This window comes from Saccharopolyspora rosea (assembly GCF_025643595.1).
GTDB classification, from domain to species: Bacteria; Actinomycetota; Actinomycetes; order Mycobacteriales; family Pseudonocardiaceae; genus Saccharopolyspora; species Saccharopolyspora rosea.
In genome coordinates this window covers 4571259-4587009 of the sequence record NZ_CP102826.1, presented here as the reverse complement: position 1 = coordinate 4587009, position 15751 = coordinate 4571259, and the positions used below count along the sequence as shown (strand labels likewise).

At 72.3% G+C, this 15751-nt stretch carries 15 protein-coding genes; 8 read left to right on the top strand and 7 right to left on the bottom strand.

The annotated features are described in order from the left end of the window. Window positions 1-30: 30 nt before the first annotated feature. Together NV263_RS21180 and NV263_RS21175 are read right to left on the bottom strand one after the other, a co-directional pair. Window positions 31-1512 (bottom strand): NCS1 family nucleobase:cation symporter-1, encoded by a 1482-nt coding sequence (locus NV263_RS21180; protein ID WP_263248303.1) that lies wholly within the window; start codon window positions 1510-1512, stop codon window positions 31-33. 608 nt (window positions 1513-2120) lie between these two features. Further along, window positions 2121-3146, bottom strand: coding sequence for an Lrp/AsnC family transcriptional regulator (locus NV263_RS21175; protein ID WP_263248302.1), 1026 nt, complete (start codon window positions 3144-3146; stop codon window positions 2121-2123). A 116-nt stretch (window positions 3147-3262) separates the two neighbouring features. Between NV263_RS21175 and NV263_RS21170 the strand changes: the two genes are divergently transcribed. Further along, window positions 3263-4489 carry a M20 metallopeptidase family protein gene (locus NV263_RS21170; protein WP_263248301.1) on the top strand — a complete coding sequence of 409 codons (1227 nt, stop codon included), beginning with the start codon at window positions 3263-3265 and terminating at the stop codon, window positions 4487-4489. Then, on the top strand, window positions 4486-5892 hold the full coding sequence (locus NV263_RS21165; protein ID WP_263248300.1) for a purine-cytosine permease family protein: 1407 nt from the start codon (window positions 4486-4488) through the stop codon (window positions 5890-5892). Before NV263_RS21170 ends, NV263_RS21165 begins: the two co-directional genes overlap by 4 nt. A 42-nt stretch (window positions 5893-5934) precedes the next feature. Here NV263_RS21165 and NV263_RS21160 read toward each other — a convergent pair whose 3' ends face one another. Next, window positions 5935-6447 (bottom strand): GNAT family N-acetyltransferase, encoded by a 513-nt coding sequence (locus NV263_RS21160; RefSeq protein ID WP_263248299.1) that lies wholly within the window; start codon window positions 6445-6447, stop codon window positions 5935-5937. Window positions 6448-6638: 191 nt separating this feature from the next. On the opposite strand from NV263_RS21160, the gene NV263_RS21155 reads away from it, so the two are divergent. Next, window positions 6639-7076 (top strand): winged helix-turn-helix transcriptional regulator, encoded by a 438-nt coding sequence (locus NV263_RS21155; protein ID WP_263248298.1) that lies wholly within the window; start codon window positions 6639-6641, stop codon window positions 7074-7076. Here NV263_RS21155 and NV263_RS21150 read toward each other — a convergent pair. Next, window positions 6987-8312, bottom strand: a complete 1326-nt coding sequence (locus NV263_RS21150; RefSeq protein ID WP_263248297.1) for an MFS transporter — start codon at window positions 8310-8312, stop codon at window positions 6987-6989. The genes NV263_RS21155 and NV263_RS21150 overlap by 90 nt on opposite strands. Before the next feature lie 232 nt (window positions 8313-8544). Between NV263_RS21150 and NV263_RS21145 the strand changes: the two genes are divergently transcribed. Then, window positions 8545-9567 carry an alpha/beta hydrolase gene (locus NV263_RS21145; RefSeq protein ID WP_263248296.1) on the top strand — a complete coding sequence of 341 codons (1023 nt, stop codon included), beginning with the start codon at window positions 8545-8547 and terminating at the stop codon, window positions 9565-9567. Window positions 9568-9623: 56 nt separating this feature from the next. Here NV263_RS21145 and NV263_RS21140 read toward each other — a convergent pair whose 3' ends face one another. The 3 genes from NV263_RS21140 to NV263_RS21130 form a co-directional block, all read right to left on the bottom strand. Continuing rightward, on the bottom strand, window positions 9624-10646 hold the full coding sequence (locus tag NV263_RS21140) for an ABC transporter substrate-binding protein (protein WP_263248294.1): 1023 nt from the start codon (window positions 10644-10646) through the stop codon (window positions 9624-9626). A 137-nt stretch (window positions 10647-10783) separates the two neighbouring features. Beyond that, window positions 10784-11662, bottom strand: coding sequence for an ABC transporter permease (locus NV263_RS21135; RefSeq protein ID WP_380758929.1), 879 nt, complete (start codon window positions 11660-11662; stop codon window positions 10784-10786). Then, window positions 11652-12458, bottom strand: coding sequence for an ABC transporter ATP-binding protein (locus NV263_RS21130; RefSeq protein WP_263248293.1), 807 nt, complete (start codon window positions 12456-12458; stop codon window positions 11652-11654). Before NV263_RS21130 ends, NV263_RS21135 begins: the two co-directional genes overlap by 11 nt. Window positions 12459-12618: 160 nt before the next feature. Between NV263_RS21130 and NV263_RS21125 the strand changes: the two genes are divergently transcribed. The 4 genes from NV263_RS21125 to NV263_RS21110 all read left to right on the top strand — a co-directional run bounded on the left by NV263_RS21125 (window position 12619) and on the right by NV263_RS21110 (window position 15373). After that, window positions 12619-14214, top strand: a complete 1596-nt coding sequence (locus tag NV263_RS21125) for a sensor histidine kinase (protein WP_263248292.1) — start codon at window positions 12619-12621, stop codon at window positions 14212-14214. Beyond that, window positions 14211-14870: a response regulator gene (locus NV263_RS21120; protein ID WP_263248290.1), complete on the top strand. Its 660-nt coding sequence runs from the start codon at window positions 14211-14213 to the stop codon at window positions 14868-14870. Before NV263_RS21125 ends, NV263_RS21120 begins: the two co-directional genes overlap by 4 nt. 96 nt (window positions 14871-14966) lie before the next feature. Further along, entirely contained in the window at window positions 14967-15155 is a 189-nt protein-coding gene (locus NV263_RS21115) for a hypothetical protein (RefSeq protein ID WP_263248288.1), read from the top strand. Window positions 15156-15166: 11 nt separating this feature from the next. Next, a complete protein-coding gene (locus tag NV263_RS21110) occupies window positions 15167-15373 on the top strand; it encodes a hypothetical protein (protein WP_263248287.1) in 207 nt (68 codons plus the stop codon). Window positions 15374-15751 lie beyond the last annotated feature (378 nt).

Here is a 15751-nt window from a genome sequence, read left to right as displayed (position 1 = left end):
ACGTGTCTCAGGTGGACTGACAGCGGTGCGTCACTCGGCGGCGACGGCGATGGATTCGCCGTCCACGTCCTGGAAGACGCGCGTGCGATCGCCGATCGCGGAGTAGATGACCGCGCCGAGGATCGCTCCGACGAACCAGGAGAACCCGGCGACCAGGTGGAAGACCGGCACCAGCGCCACGGTGACCGCGATCGCGGCGGCCGGGACGAACGCCCCGATGGCCCGGGCGTTGTAGCCGTTCCGGTAGTGGTAGTCGCCGGTCGGGTCCTCGCGGTAGAGGTCCGGGATGTTCACGCGGGCCCGGCGCAGCAGCCAGTAGTCGGCCATGATGACGCCGAACACCGGGCCGAGCAGCGCGCCGAGGCCGCCGAGGAAGTAGTTCACCACCACGGGGTTGTCGTAGAGGTTCCACGGCATGATCGCCAGCCCGATGACCGCGCTGACCAGGCCCGCCCGGCGGAAGTTCAGCTTGCGCGGGAAGAGGTTCACCAGCACGTAGATCGGCGCCACGAAGTTGGCCAGCAGGTTCACCGCGATCGTCAGGACGACCAGTGCGACCGAGGCGCACGCCAGCATGACCAGGTTGGGGATCGTCTGCACGATGTCGGTCGGGCTGGTGATCACCCGTCCGTCCAATTTGAACTGCGCGCCGCTGAGGACGACGACGATCCCGGCGAAGAAGAGCATGTTCACCGGAATGCCGACCAGGTTGCCGCGCACGATCGCCCCGCGGCTGCGGGCGGAGCGGGTGAAGTCGCAGAAGTTCAGCACGAACGTCCCGTAGATCACGACCCAGAGCGCGGCGCCCTGCAGGACCTGCAGCCACATCGCGCCGCCGGTGAGCGGGTGCGCGGTGGACAGCGAGATCGAACCGCCCGCCCGGACGAACATCCAGACGGCCAGCGCGCACATCGTGATCAGCGTGGTCGGTGCGGCGACCGCCATGTACCGCCGGATCACGTGCATTCCGTAGCTGACGATGAGGACCTGCACCGCCCACAGCGCCAGGAAGGTGATCCAGCCGAGCGCCGAGAGCCCCAGTGCCGAGTGGTCCTCCCACGATCGCAGTCCGGGGAACATGGCCACGATGAGGGCGTCGAGCACGGACGAGGCGAGGTAGGTCTGGATGCCGAACCAGGCGATGGCGACCACGCCGCGGACGGCGGCCGGTATCCGCGCGCCCCTGATGCCGAACGCGATGCGGCTCATGACGGGGAACGGCACGCCGGTCTTGTGCCCCATGTAGCCCGACAGCGTCAGGAGGCCGAACAGCAGCGCCGAGGCGAGCAGGAAGGCCAGCAGGATCCCCCACACGCTCAGGCCGAGCGCGAACAGGCCGATCGCGAAGGCGTAGTTGCCGAGGCTGTGCACGTCGTTGGCCCACAGCGTGAAGACGTTGTAGGCGCCCCAGCGGCGCCCCTCCTTCTTCGTCGGGGCGAGGTCGTAGCTGTACAGGGCGGTGCTGGCGGTACCGGCCCCGTCCACGGTCGATCTGCTTTCCGTGGCGGTCATGTGGTTGCTCCCGGGTTGTCCGCAGGGGAACTGTCGGTGGTTCCGGAGGGAGGTGGTGGTGTTCCGAGCGGGGCTCGGACTCGGTGCGTGCCGGGGTGCGTCGGTCAGCCGAGTGTGGAGCAGGGGAGGAGGTCCCCGGAAGAGCGATGTCGGTGAGGTGCTCCGACACCGGTGAGCGGAGAGCGGTCGGGTTCCGTCCGCTCGGCGACCGCGGCGTGACCGGGGCGCCGCTCGGTGCGGCCCGCCGCCGGGCGTCGTGCCGCGACCCCGCGGACGTGGCGGGACCGGTGTCGTGCAACCGCGCTGCGTTCGGCCATCGCGGCTCTCCTTGCGCTCACCTGGGGCTTCGCTGCCACACCCGGTTTCGTATACCGAAATGTATATTTCGTTGCGCGACAGGCTAGCCACCGTTCACGTCGCGGTCAACAGGTGGCGGACGGCCGAGATCCGGCACCGGCGCGAGTGCCCGGCGCGTTTTCGGATTCCGGGATTCTCCCCGCGCCGCCGCGGGTGGTCTTCGCCGGTCGTCGCGGCTGTCTCGGCGGTGCATCCGGCGCGGGCGTTCTGCCCGTCGCCGGGAGGTTTTTCGGACTTGATCCGGAAAAGGGCTATTCGTCGTCCCGGGGATCGCTCGGGTCCGCCCGGTGACCCCACGGACCGAGCGGGACGGTGCGGACGGCGAGTCCGGTGCCGTCGAAGACGCGGCCCATGCGCTTGGGGGATTCGAGCGTGATCGTGCGGTCCAGCACCTCCAGGGCCGGGTGCCGCGCGGCCAGGTCGACCTCCAGGCGGTGCACCTCCTCCACCGCGCGGAGCCAGGCGGTGACCAGCAGGTTGTGCGCGCCCGCGAGGGTGGCGACGAACCGGACGCGGGACGCGGTGGTCAGCGAGCGCGCCACACCGTCCAGGTCCGGGGCCGGCACCCGGCACCACAGGTAGGTGGTCACGGGCCACTCGAACCGCGGGGCCGCGATGTCGCACCGCAGCACGGCCTCCCCGCTGGCCAACAGCCGTTCGGTGCGCCGCCGGGCGGTGGCCGCGCTGGTGCCGGTGCGCTCGGCGAGCCGGTGCCACGGCATCCGGCCGTCCCGCCCCAGCTCCACCAGCAGCCGCTGGTCCACATCGGACGGACGGCGGGGTGGTCGCCTCCCCGGTCCGGCGGTGGCGAGTTCGCCCAGCTGCCCGGCGTCGAGCGCGTCCAGCCGCCACCGGCTCGCCTCGCCGACGATCGACGTCGCGACGGTCACCGACGACGAGGTGACGCCCGGGAGCCGTTCGACCCGGTCGAGCAGGTACCGGCCGAACGCGGCGACGTCCGGTGCGACGACCTCCACGACCAGTTCGTGGCCACCCGCGGTGATCTCGACCGTCACCGCCGCCGGATCCTCCGCCAGCGCGGCGGCGACGTCCCGCCGCCGGCCCGCGGCGCACCGCAGTCCGACGAAGGCCACGAAGGCCGAGGCGTGCGGACCGGGCACGGCCGCCACCCACGCGGCACCGCCGCGGCTGAGCCGCTCCCAGCGCCGGGCCGCGGTGGCGGGCGTGCACCCCAGCACCTCGGCGAGCTCCGTCCACGCGGCGCGGGGCCGGACCTGCAGCGCGTGCACGAGAGCCAGGTCCTGTTCGTCGATCATGCTCGATCCTCGCCATCAACCGGCCGATGTTGGCCGATTCATGCTATTCCCGCCGTGTCCGGACCACGCCGCACACGATCGTCCGCACTCACACCCGACGACTCCGGAGGATGCGGATGGATCTGCGGGAGGACGCCGAGCCGATGGCGAGCTGGCTCGCCGAGCTGCGCCGGAACGTGCACCGCGAACCCGAGGTCGGCCTGCACGTGCCGCGCACGCGCGACAAGGTGCTCGCCGCCCTGGACGGGTTGCCGTTGACCGTCACCGAGGGCCGGGCCCTGTCGTCGGTGACCGCGGTGCTGCACGGCTCCCGCCCCGGGCCCGTCGTGCTGCTGCGGGCCGACATGGACGCGCTGCCGCTCACCGAGCAGGCGGACGTGCCCTACCGGTCGCGGTTCGACGGGCGGATGCACGCCTGCGGCCACGACATGCACACCGCGATGCTCGTCGGCGCGGCCCACCTGCTGGCGCGGCGCGCGGACCGGCTCGCCGGGCGCGTGGTGCTCATGTTCCAGCCGGGCGAGGAGGGCCACGACGGTGCGCGGCACATGCTCGACGAGGGCGTGCTGGACGCCGCCGGGGATCGCCCGGTGGCCGCTTACGCGCTGCACGTCAGCTCGGCGCACTGGCCGCACGGCCGGTTCGCCACCCGGCCCGGGCCGCTGATGGCGGCGGCCGACCGGCTCGCGGTCGCGGTGCGCGGCGCCGGCGGACACGGTTCGGAGCCGCACCGGGCCGTCAACCCCGTCCCGGCGGTGTGCGCGATGGTGCAGGAACTGCCCGGTCACGTGGCGCGCCTGGTGGACCCGACCGAGCCGGTCGTGGTCAACGTCGGGACGCTGCGCGCCGGGACCGCGTCGAACATCGTGCCGGAGACGGCGAGCTTCGAGGTCGGGGTGCGCACCATGGACCCCGCGGTCGGCGAGCACCTGTCCAGGGCGCTGGTGCGGTTCTGCGAGGACGTCGCGGCCGCGCACGGCGCCACCGCCGACGCGCGCTACCTGTTCGGCTACCCCGCGGCCGTGGCGTGCCCGGACGAGTCGCGCTTCGCCGCCGACGTGGCGCGCGAGGTGTTCGGCGACGACCGCTACCAGGAGATGGCGCGCCCGCTGACCGCCTCGGAGGACTTCTCCCGGGTGCTGCGGGAGGTCCCGGGCACCATCCTGCAACTCGGCGCGTGCCCGCCGGACCGCGACCACCGCGAGGCGCCGGGCAACCACTCGCCGCACGTCGTCTTCGACGACGCGGTGCTCGCCGACGGCGCCGCGATGTACGCCGAACTCGCGTGGCGCCGCCTCGCTTCCGTCCACAGTGGTCACGACGGTGCCGGGGAGGGACGATGAGCGACGACGTCGTGGAACGGCGGTCCGTGGACTACGTGCCGCCGGAGGAGCGCCACGGAAAGCCGTGGCACCTGTTCACCTTCTGGTTCGCCAGCAACGTCCAGATCACCGGGCTGGTCAACGGGGCGCTGGCGGTCACCCTCGGGCTCGACCTGCCGTGGGCGGTGTTCGCGATCCTGGTCGGCAACCTGCTCGGCGGGTCGTTCATGGCCTACCACTCGGTGCAGGGGCCGCGACTGGGCATCCCGCAGATGATCCAGAGCCGGGCCCAGTTCGGTTTCCGGGGCGCGGCGCTGCCCGCCGCCGTGGTGGTCGTGATGTACTTCGGGTTCTCCTTGGAGGGCAGCGTCGTCACCGGGCACGCCCTGGAGAACTGGCTGGCCGTGCCGTACCCGGTGGGCGTGGTGCTGTCCAACCTGGCGAGCCTGGTGGTCGCCGTGGTCGGTTACCAGCTGATCCACGCGGTGAGCAAGTACGTCGCCCTGGTGTCCGGACTGCTCTTCCTGGCGCTGTTCGTGGAACTCGGCGCGCACCTGCCCGCGCAGCACGCGGCCGCGCACGTCAGCGCCGGAACCGTGCTGCTGGCCATCTCGATCTTCGCGTCCTGGCAGATCACCTGGGCCCCGTACGTCTCGGACTACTCCCGCTACCTGCCCGAGGACACCCCGCCCCGGACCACGTTCCTGTGGACCTACCTGGGCGCCGCGGTGGGCGGGTCGTGGGTCATGGTCATCGGCGCGTTCGCCGCCGTGGTCGGCGGTTCCGCGCTCGGCGATGACGCCATCGGTTTCCTGGCGGGCCGGTTCCCCGCGGTGTCCTGGCTGATCGTCGCGGCGCTGCTGGTGGGCGGACTTCCCGGCGCCGCCGCCAGCCCCTACGGCGCGTTCCTGACCGCGCTCAGCGCGGTCTCCGCGAGCGGCGGGAGCTCGCCCGGCCCGCGGGCCCGCGCCGTGTTCGTCACCTGCTTCCTCGCGGTCACCGCGGTGCTCGCGGTGCTGGTGAGCTCGCACACCATGGAGCTGTTCCAGAACGTGCTGCTCATCCTGCTGTACCTGCTGGTGCCCTGGACCGCGATCAACCTCACCGACTACTACCTGGTCCGGCACGGCGACTACGACATCGAGGCGTTCTTCCGCGAGGACGGGCCGTACGGCCGGTGGAACCGGGGTGCCGTGGTGATCTTCCTGGTCTCCATGGCCGCGGAGGTGCCGTTCATCAACAGCAGCGTCTACGAGGGCCCGCTCGCGGAGCTGTTCGGCGGCGCGGACCTGTCCTGGGTCGTCGGTCTGGCCGTCGGCGGCATCGCCTACTACGCGCACAGCGCCCGGCGCCGGAACGACCTGCGAGCGTCCGATGTGGACAGCGGAGGTCGGGTGGCGCACCGCGCCCCCCGTGAGTCCTGAGTGGACGGACGGCTGCCCGTGCGGGGCAGCCGTCCGCGGTGATCAGACGCCGAAGGCCGGCGGGTACCGGATGACGCCCGAGGGGACCGGGCGGCCCGGGTCCAGGGCGAGGGCCATCAGGGCCTCGTCCGGGGCCTCGAACGCCGCGCGGATTCCCCGCCGGGAGGCCGGGGTGAAGCCGAACCTCGGGTAGTACTCGGCGTGGCCGAGGACGACCACGAGGTTCTCCCACCGCTCCCGGGCGGCGTCGAGCGCGGCGCGGATCGTCGCCGAACCGGCTCCCCGCCGCTGCTGGGCGGGCCGGACCGAGCAGGGCCCGAGGGCCAGCGCCGGTCCGTCGCCGACCCGGCAGCGGGTGAGCAGGGCGTGGGCGACGACGACGCCGTCACCGGTCGTGCCCACCAGGGAGAGGCCGTCGATCCAGGCGTCGCGGTCGGCGCGCAGGGCGTCGACCAGGTCGGCCTCCTCGGACGTCGGGAAGGCCGCGAGGGTGACCTCGCGGATCGCGGTGACGTCGGAGGGGGTTTCCGGCCGGGTTTTCCAGGTTTCGGTCACTGCGGAGACCTTTCGGTGCAGGGCCCCGCCGCTCGCCTCGCTCAGCGCAGGGCCTGGATGTCGGCTCTGGTCCACGTGCCGCCAACGGCAAGCATCAACCCACCTCCGGTGATCCCCGTGACGTTAGCAACTCCCCCGCGGCCGCCGCCTCCGGTTTTCCGCGCCGCTAGGGTGTTCTCCGGAGGTGACCGATGGTCGAGCGGCTGGGTGCGGACGCGTGCGCGTTGAGCGGGATCATCGAGCGCGTCAGCGGGAAGTGGAGCATCGGGGTGCTGCTCGCCGCGTCGGCGGGTCCGGTCCGGTTCACCGAACTGGAGCGCGAACTCGCGGGGATCAGCCGCCGCATGCTCACGCTCACGCTGCGCAACCTGGAGCGGGACGGCCTGCTGGAGCGCACCGTGCACCCGACCGTGCCGCCGAAGGTCGAGTACTCGCTCACCGCGGTCGGCCGGGAACTGCACACCGCGCTCGCCGCGCTGACCGACTGGGCGCGGCGCCACCAGGACGCGATCGAGCGGGCGCGCCGCGAGCACGACCGGTCAGCGACCGCGCAGCAGGACGGCGCCGAGCACGGCCCCGACGACGGTGACCAGCGCTGCGGCCCACAACCCCGGGGCGGGCGCGCCTGAGACGGCCACCAGCGCCGCCAGCCCCACCGCGGAGCCGAGGTACTGCGCGGTGGAGGCCAGGGCGGAGGCGACCCCGTGCCGTTCGGCGGGCACTCCGGTGGTCACCGCCACGAAGACCGGCGGGAACGCCAGACCGGCGGACGCGCCCCACAGCAGCACGCCCGGCAGCACCGCCCAGTAGTTCCCCGACGGCATGCCCAGCGCCAGCGCGGCCATCGAGGCCGCGACGCCGGTCATGCCGGCCACCAGCGCGGTCCGCACGCCGAACCGGTGCAGCACCGGGGGCACCGCTCTGGCGGAGGCCACCGCGCTGCACACGCCCAGCGGCAGGAATGCGACACCGGCCCGCAGCGGCGAGTAACCGAGCACGTCCTGCAGGTACGTGGTGAACAGGTAGTACTCGGTGCCCACCGCTCCCATGAACACGAAGACGACGACGATCGCGGCGAGCACGTGGCGGTTGGCGAACAGCGACGCCGGCACCAGCGGGTCCCGGCTGCGCGACTCGACGAGCAGCCAGCCGCCCAGCACCAGCGCACCGGCCAGCACCGCCCCGGCGCCGCGGAGCGCCAGCCACCCCGCGTCCGGTCCGGTGACCAGGCCGAACACCACGAGGGTCGCCCCGGCGGTGGCCAGCAGCGCCCCCGGCAGGTCGAAGCGGCCTGCGCGCACCGCCTCGTCGCGCGGCAGCACCGGCGTCGCGAGCAGGGCCGCCGCGACCAGCGGGACGTTGACGAAGAACACCGCCTCCCAGCCGAGCAGACCGGTCAGCACACCACCGCCCAGCGCGCCCGCGGCGGCGCCGGACGCGCCTGCGGCGCCCCAGACGGCCATCGCGCGGTCGCGGGGCGGGCCCGCCGGGAAACCGGTCGTGACGAGCTTGAGCGTCGACGGGGTGAGCAGCGCGGCACCGAACCCCTGCACGGCGCGGGCGACGACGAGCCAGGCTGGGCCGGTCGCCAGTCCCGCGGCCAGCGAGGCGGCGCCGAACAGCGCCAGCCCCAGGGCGAACGTCCGCCGCGCCCCCAACCGGTCGGCGGCCCGGCCGCCGAGCAGCAGGAAACCGCCGAAGACCACGGTGTAGGCGCTGACGACCGACTGCAGGGCGTGCGTGGAGAAGCCCAGCCGACGGCCGATCTCGGGCAGCGCGACGAAGACGATGTCGAAGTCGACGGCCGTCATGAACTGCGCGGAGGCCAGCGGCGCAAGACGCGCCACTGTGGACGATCGGGTCACGTTCTTCCTTCCTCGGCAAGCGGATCGCGGTCAGTCTGGGGCAGATCGCGACTCCCGGGAAGGAGGAACTCCGATGTGACAGCGGAACACCCGTGTGACCGTCCAGGTCAGCGGGCCGCGCCGGGGTGCGGCAGCGACGCGGATCACGGCGCGATCCCGCGCGGTGCAGCGGATTGTGTTCATCGGTGGCGGGGCGCAGCCTGGCGGGATGGCGGCACAGGAAGGGGGCGTCATGGGGCAGTTTCCGAACCCACCGGAACCGGTGCTGGAGAAGGCCGCGCGGGAGCTCGCCGAGGCGACGATGTCGCATCCGCGGATCTACGAGCTGCCGCCGGAGCAGGGGCGGGAGGTCCTCGCCGGACTGCAGAGCGGTGACGGCGTCGAGAAACCCGAGGTCGAACAGGACTGGGTGACGGTGCGCGGTGGTCCGACCGGTTCGGTGCGCACCCGCATCGTCAAACCGCGCGGCTCCCGCGAGCCGCTGCCGGTGGTGTTCTACATCCACGGCGCGGGCTGGGTCTTCGGCGACGAGAACACCCACGACAGGCTGGTGCGGGAGCTCGCCGTCGGGGCGAACGCGGCCGTCGTGTTCCCGGTCTACGACCGCGCTCCCGAAGCGAAGTACCCGACGCAGATCGAGCAGAACCACGCCGTGGGGCGGTGGGTGGTCTCCGACGGGTACCAGTACGGGCTGGACCCCGCGCGGATCGCGGTGTGCGGGGACTCGGTCGGCGGCAACATGGCCGCGGTGTTCGCGCTGATGGCCGCCGAGCGCGGCGACATCCCGCTGCGGGCCCAGGTGATGTTGTACCCGGTCACCGACGCGGGCTTCGACACCGGGTCGTACCAGCAGTTCGCCGAGGGGTACTACCTGACCCGGGACGCGATGCGCTGGTTCTGGGACCAGTACACCAGCGATCCCGCCCAGCGGTCCGAGGTCCACGCCGCACCGCTGCGGGCGAGCACCGACCGGCTTCGCGGCCTGCCGCCCGCCACCGTCGTCACCGACGAGGCCGACGTGCTGCGCGACGAGGGCGAGGCGTACGCGGCGAAGCTGCGACTGGCCGGGGTCGACGTCACGAGCGTGCGGGTGAACGGCATGGTGCACGACTTCCTGATGCTCGACAGCCTCCGCGACTGCAACGCGACGCGGGTGGCGCGCCAGGTCGCGATCGACGCGCTCAACGCGGCGCTGCACGGGACCAGCCACACCGCCGTGCCCACCAGCCGCCGCAGCACCGTCGCGCCGGGCTGACCGCGACCGGGGCGGGGACGCCCGGCGCCCCCGCCCCGATCGGTCCACAGTGGTCGTCAGGGGGCGACCCGGTCGACGAACTCCGTGGTGTAGGTGCGGGACAGGTCGATCTGGTCCTTCTTCGGGCGGACGCTCGGCGACGACTCGCCCAGCACGTCGAGCACGTTGCGGGCGCCCTCGGGCTTCATCTTCCCGTCGGAGTTGAACATCGCCTTGGTGTCGTTGATGGACTTGACGTACAGGTCGCGGCCACCGGAGGCGTAGTCCGGGGGCATCTTGGCGGCGATGTCCTCCGCCGAGTGCGTGTTGATGTAGCGCAGCGTCTTCACCAGCGCGTTGGCCAGCTTCTGCGCGGTCTGCTTGTGCTGGGCGACGTAGCCGCACTCCATGTACAGCGACGTCGACGGGTACAGCCCGCCCAGCGCCGCCTTGGTGCCGTCCTCGGTGCGCATGTCCGCGAGGATCCGGCCCTGGCCGGTGGAGGTGAGCTGGTTGATGGTCGGGTCGGTGGTCATGCCCCCGTCGATCTGGCCGTTGGTCAGCGCGGCGATGAACGTCTGCCCGGCACCGGCCTTGACCGTGGTGTAGGCGTGCGTGTCCACGCCGTTGCGGGTGGCCAGCGCCTGGGTGAGGAAGTCGGTGGACGAACCCGGGCTGGTCACGCCGAGCCGCTTGCCCGCGAACTCGGCCGGGCTGCGGGGCGCGTCGGGGCGGGTGCTGACCATCTCCGCCTCGCCGGGCACGTCGGACATCTGCACCACGCTCTGGATGCACTTGCCCTTGGTCTGCAGGTCGATGGTGTGGTCGTAGAAGCCGACGACGCCCTGCACGTCGCCGGAGATCAGGGAGTTCTCCGCGGTCGCGCCCGCCGGTTCGGTGGACAGCTGGACGTCCAGTCCTTCCTGGCGGAAGTAGCCGAGCTGGTCGGCGAGCTTGGCCGGCAGGTAGATGACCTTCTCGATGCCGCCGACCATGAGCCGCACGGGACCGCCGTCGGCGGTGCGCGAATCGCGGCAGGCGGTGGCGGTCAGCGCGGTGACGGTGGCGAGCACGAGTGCCGCCGTGGCCCGGAAACGCATCGTGACGCTCCTTCGCTCAGTGCTTGTCTTTGGAGTTGGTTCCGACGGGGCGTGGTAAGCGGCGCCAGCCGCTTCCTCTTTCGGTGAGTACGCGAGCAACCGGCACCGCTACCCACAACGAGTTCGAAGGCAGACCCTCAGATCTGCGGATCGGTGGACACTGTGGACGGACGCCAGCGCAGCAGCCGGTTCTCCAGCCAGGTCAAAACGGCCTCGGCGACCAGGGCGAGCACGGTGATGACGATCATGCCCGCGTAGATCCCAGCGGCGTCGAACATGCCCTGGGCGCGGTTGATCAGCAGACCCAGACCGCGGTCGGCGCCGGTGAACTCACCGACCACCGCACCGATCAGGGCGAAACCGAACGCCGAGTGCAGCGAAGCGAGGATCCACGACGTCGCGCTGGGCACCACGATCGTCGTCAGCACCTGCGCGCGGCTCGCCCCGAGGATGCGGGCGTTGTTCACCAGGTTGCGGTCGACCTCGCGCGCGCCCTGGAAGGCGTTGAAGAACACCGCGAAGAACACCAGCACGAACGCGGTGGCGATCTTCGACGACATCCCCAGCCCGAACCAGATGACGAACAGCGCCGCCAGCACGATGCGCGGAACCGCGTTGGCGGCCTTGATGAACGGCGCGCAGATGTCGGCGAGCAGGTGGCTGCGCCCGAGCAGGATGCCCAGCACGATCCCAGCGAGCGCGCCGAGCGCGAAACCGCTCACCGACTCCTGGAGCGTCACCAGGATGTTCTCCCAGATGCTGCCCTGGCTGGTGCCCGCGGTGAACCACTCGACGAGCTTGGCGAACACCAGCGACGGCTTGGAGTAGAAGAACGGGTCGATCCAGTAGGTGACGGTGAGCTCCCACGAGCCCAGCCACAGCACGACGAGCAGCACGCGGACCGCCCAGACGGTGGCCCGGCGGCGCCGCAACGCCGCCTTGGGGTCGGGGGTCGGGGTCTCGGCGCTCGCGGTGAGTTCGGCGAGCGCGGTGTTCCCGGTGCGTTCAGGCGACACGCTGGGCACTCCTCTCCCGGCTCTTGGCCACTTCCTCGCGCAGCGAGTCCCACACCTCGCGGTAGCGGTCCAGGAACTCGGGCGTCAGCCGGAGTTCCTCCACGTCGCGGGGGCGGGGCAGCGGGATGTCGAAGGACGCCTTGACGGTGGCGGGCGACGCGGTCATCACGACCACCCGGTCGGCCAGCGCGACCGCCTCCTCCAGGTCGTGCGTCACGAACACCACCGCCGCGCCGGTGCCCGACCACAACCGCAGCAGTTCGTCCTGCATGAGCGCGCGGGTCTGCACGTCCAGCGCGCTGAACGGTTCGTCCATCAACAGGATCGACGGTTCGTTGACCAGCGTCTGGGCGAGCGCGACGCGTTTGCGCATGCCGCCGGAGAGCTGGTGCGGGTAGTACTTCTCGAACCCGGCCAGGCCGACGCGCCCCACCCAGCCCCGGGCCTTCTCCCGCGCGGCGGCGCGGGAGGAGCCCCGGTAGCGCGGGCCGGCGGCGACGTTGTCCAGCACCGACCGCCACGGCAGCACGGCGTCGTTCTGGAACATGTAGCCGATGCCGTCCGGGATGCCGCGCACCGGCCGCCCGGTGACCAGCACCTCGCCCTCCGACGGCGGTTCCAGCCCGGACACCAGCGACAGCGTCGTCGACTTGCCGCACCCGGTCGGACCCACCACGGCGACGAACTCGCCCCGGCCGACCGACAGGGTCAGGTCGCGCACCGCGGTGTGCACGCCACCGGTCGCGCCGCGGAAGCGCTTGGTGGCGCCGCGCAGCTCGATCACCGGATCGTCCATCCCCGGCCTCCTCAAGGTCACATGCTGTGTGAACGGGGTGTTTCGTTGGCGGCAGACGCTAAGTGATCGACGACCGCGGGCGAAGGTTTGTCCGCGTTGTTCTCCTTTCGCGTTTTTCTCGTGGTTCTGCGCGTTCTGCTCGCGGGGTACGGTTCCGCGCATGTCCTCTCGCCCGGTGCCGCTGGTCCGGCAGGTCCTCGCACTGCAGATCGCGCTGATCGCGGTGGTGGCCGGCATCGGGTTCGTGCTCGCCGCCTCGCTGCTGGAAAGCGACCTGGTCGCGCAGTACGGCCAGCGCGCGCTCGGCGTCGCGCGGGCGGTGGCCTCCGATCCGGACCTCGGCGACGCCGTCGCCCGCGACGACCCGGACGTGCGGGGACGCGCCGAACGGGCGCGGCTGGCGACCGGTGCGCTGTTCGTCGTCGTCACCGACGAGCGCGGCATCCGGCTGGCGCACCCGAACCCGGCCGCGATCGGCAAACCGGTCAGCACCGACCCGTGGGCGGCGCTGGCCGGGCGGGAGGTGGTCAACCTGCAACGCGGGTCGCTGGGGATGTCCGCGCGCGGCAAGGTGCCGCTGCGCGACCGCGCCGGGCGGATCGTCGGCGAGGTCAGCGTCGGGTTCGACGCGGGCGAGATCGACGCGGCCCGGCTGCGCATGCTCGGCAACGCCGCGGTCTTCACCGGCGGGGCGCTGCTGCTGGGCGTGGTCGGGTCGATGCTGCTCACCCGCCTGCTCAAACGCCGCACGCTGGGACTCGAACCGCACGAGCTGACCGAGCTGGTCCAGGAGCACGAAGCGGTGCTGCACGCCGTGGGGGAGGGCGTGCTCGCGGTGGACGCGGACAAGCGCGTCTCGGTGTGCAACACCGAGGCCGGGCGGTTGCTGGGCACCAGCGTCCGGCCGGGCACTCCGGTGGCCGACCTGCGGCTGCCCGCCCGGTTGCGCGCCCTGCTCGCCGACCGGCGACCGGCCGGGAACCTCCTCGCGGTGGCGGGGGAGCGGGTGCTGGTGGCCAACCACCGACCGGTCACCCGCAACGGCCGCAACCTCGGCAGCGTGCTGAGCCTGCGCGACCGCACGGACCTGGAGACGCTGACCCGGGAGCTGGACTCGGTGCGCAAGCTGACCGATGCGCTGCGCGCCCAGCGCCACGAGTTCACCAACCGCCTGCACACCCTGTCCGGCCTGTTGCAGACCGGACACCACCAGGAGGCCGTGGAGTACTTGCAGGCCCTGCACTCCAGCGCGCCGCTGGACGTCCACGCCGACGCGGTCGCCGACCCCTACCTGCGCGCGTTCCTGGCCGCGAAGACGGCCAGCGCGCAGGAGAAGGGCGTCAGCCTGCGGGTCGGCGAGACCAGCTGGGTGCCGAGCCGGGTGGTCACCCCGGTCGAGGTCACCACCGTGCTGGGCAACCTCGTGGACAACGCCCTGGAGGCGGCCCGGTTGGGCGCCCGCCGCCCGGCCGCCGTCGAGGTGGACCTGCTCGCCGACGGTGCCGCGCTGCACATGTCCGTTGTGGACACTGGAGACGGTGTCCCGGAATCCTTGGGAGAGTCCGTGTTCGGCGATGGTGTGTCCACGAGGGAGGAAGAGGGCAGGGGGATGGGACTGGTGCTGGCCCGGCAGGCGGCCCGGTCGCTGGGCGGCGACGTGTCGCTGGCCGACGCCGGGGGCGACGAGCACGGGGCGGTGTTCGTCGCGTGGCTGCCCGAGGTGCTCGCGGGTCGGGGCGGGGTGAGCGGGTCGTGATCCGGGTCCTGGTGGTCGAGGACGACTTCCGCGTGGCGCGGGTGCACGCCGACTTCACCGAGCGGGTCCCGGACTACCGGGTCGTCGGCACCGCCCACTCCGGAGCCGAGGCGCGGGCGCTGCTGGCCGAGCACCCGGTCGAACTCGTGCTGCTCGACGACTACCTGCCCGACTGCTCCGGCGCCGAGCTGCTGGCCGAGCTGCGCGCCGACGCGATCATGCTCACGGCCGCCTCGGACGCCGCCTCGGTCCGCGCGGCGCTGGCCGCCGGAGCGTTGAACTACCTGGTCAAACCGTTCACGGCCGAGCAGCTGCGGGACCGCCTGCTCGCCTACGCCCGCTACCACCGCCACCTCGGCCAGAGCGACCGCGCGGTCACCCAGGACGAGATCGACCAGGCGATGCGCCTGCTGCACGAGGGCGACCGGCCGCCGCTGCCCAAGGGGCACTCCTCGGTCACCGCGACGCTGGTCGCCAACGCGCTGCGCGCCGCCGACCGGCCCCGCTCGGCGTCCTCGATCGCCGCGGAGCTGGGCATCTCCCGGGCGACCGCCCAGCGCTACCTGGCCGCCCTCGCCGAGGACGGCCAGGCGCGGATGACCCTGCGCTACGGCACCACCGGCCGACCCGAACACCGCTACCTGTGGCGGGGGTAGCCGTCGCGCGGCGTGACGGCCGCATCGGCAGCACGTATCGTTCCCCGGAGGCGGTGGCGTCGGCCGCGGGAGACCCCGTCGGGGAGGGGGACGATCATGTCCGAACGCGAACCGAACATCGAGGTGTCGTGCCAGGCGTGCGACGGAACGGGTCTGATCAACCGGGCGCGCATGATGATGCGGCTGAGCACCGGCGAGGTGTCCACTGTCATCGCACCGGGTCGCTGCCCGTACTGCCGGGACAAGCCGGAGGGGCACACCCAGCGCTTCTGGCCGCCGGTGTAAGACTTGCGCCCGTGACAGACGAGACTGGGCGACCCCTCGCGCACGGACCGAACACCCTCTGCTTCACCTGCGGCGGCATGCGCAAGCTCAGCAACCCCAGGATCTACGTGGTGCAGGCCACCGAGCAGACGGAGACCGGGATGACCATGGCCGAGTGGCGGACCTGCCCGCAGTGCGACGGCAGCGGGATGCTGCCGGGCATCCAGCCGCCGGTGTGACCGGTGGTGCGCGCAGCACCGCGCCCTCGCGCCGCGGAACTGCACCGCCACCTCTGGTGTCCATAGTGGATGGACACGTGATTCTCAGCCGTGCAGCGCGGATTCCTCGGTTTCGTCGCGGGAAACCTGGTCGCGTCGGGGGGGGGGCAGGAGCGGCGTGGCCAGGGTGGTGGCTTTGCCGGTGACCGACCACGCCGCCAGCGTGCTTGCCGCCCGGTCAGGCGGCGGGGCGGAATCCTGGTCAGCACGGTCAGATCCGCCGCAGCGCGTCGCGGATCCGGGCGAGGAACCGGCGACCGCGCACCGGCGGCGGTGGCTGCACCGTGACCACGTCCTCGGAGTCGTCCCCGGCTTGTTCGCAGTGCCACCGCGTCGCCG

What these genes read in the sequence shown, in the direction of transcription:
- NV263_RS21180 (WP_263248303.1), bottom strand. Translation starts at nt 1,512, where the DNA reads ATGACCGCCACGGAAAGCAGATCGACCGTGGACGGGGCCGGTACCGCC.
- NV263_RS21175 (WP_263248302.1), bottom strand. Translation starts at nt 3,146, where the DNA reads ATGATCGACGAACAGGACCTGGCTCTCGTGCACGCGCTGCAGGTCCGG.
- NV263_RS21170 (WP_263248301.1), top strand. Translation starts at nt 3,263, where the DNA reads ATGGATCTGCGGGAGGACGCCGAGCCGATGGCGAGCTGGCTCGCCGAG.
- NV263_RS21165 (WP_263248300.1), top strand. Translation starts at nt 4,486, where the DNA reads ATGAGCGACGACGTCGTGGAACGGCGGTCCGTGGACTACGTGCCGCCG.
- NV263_RS21155 (WP_263248298.1), top strand. Translation starts at nt 6,639, where the DNA reads ATGGTCGAGCGGCTGGGTGCGGACGCGTGCGCGTTGAGCGGGATCATC.
- NV263_RS21145 (WP_263248296.1), top strand. Translation starts at nt 8,545, where the DNA reads ATGGGGCAGTTTCCGAACCCACCGGAACCGGTGCTGGAGAAGGCCGCG.
- NV263_RS21140 (WP_263248294.1), bottom strand. Translation starts at nt 10,646, where the DNA reads ATGCGTTTCCGGGCCACGGCGGCACTCGTGCTCGCCACCGTCACCGCG.
- NV263_RS21130 (WP_263248293.1), bottom strand. Translation starts at nt 12,458, where the DNA reads ATGGACGATCCGGTGATCGAGCTGCGCGGCGCCACCAAGCGCTTCCGC.
- NV263_RS21125 (WP_263248292.1), top strand. Translation starts at nt 12,619, where the DNA reads ATGTCCTCTCGCCCGGTGCCGCTGGTCCGGCAGGTCCTCGCACTGCAG.
- NV263_RS21115 (WP_263248288.1), top strand. Translation starts at nt 14,967, where the DNA reads ATGTCCGAACGCGAACCGAACATCGAGGTGTCGTGCCAGGCGTGCGAC.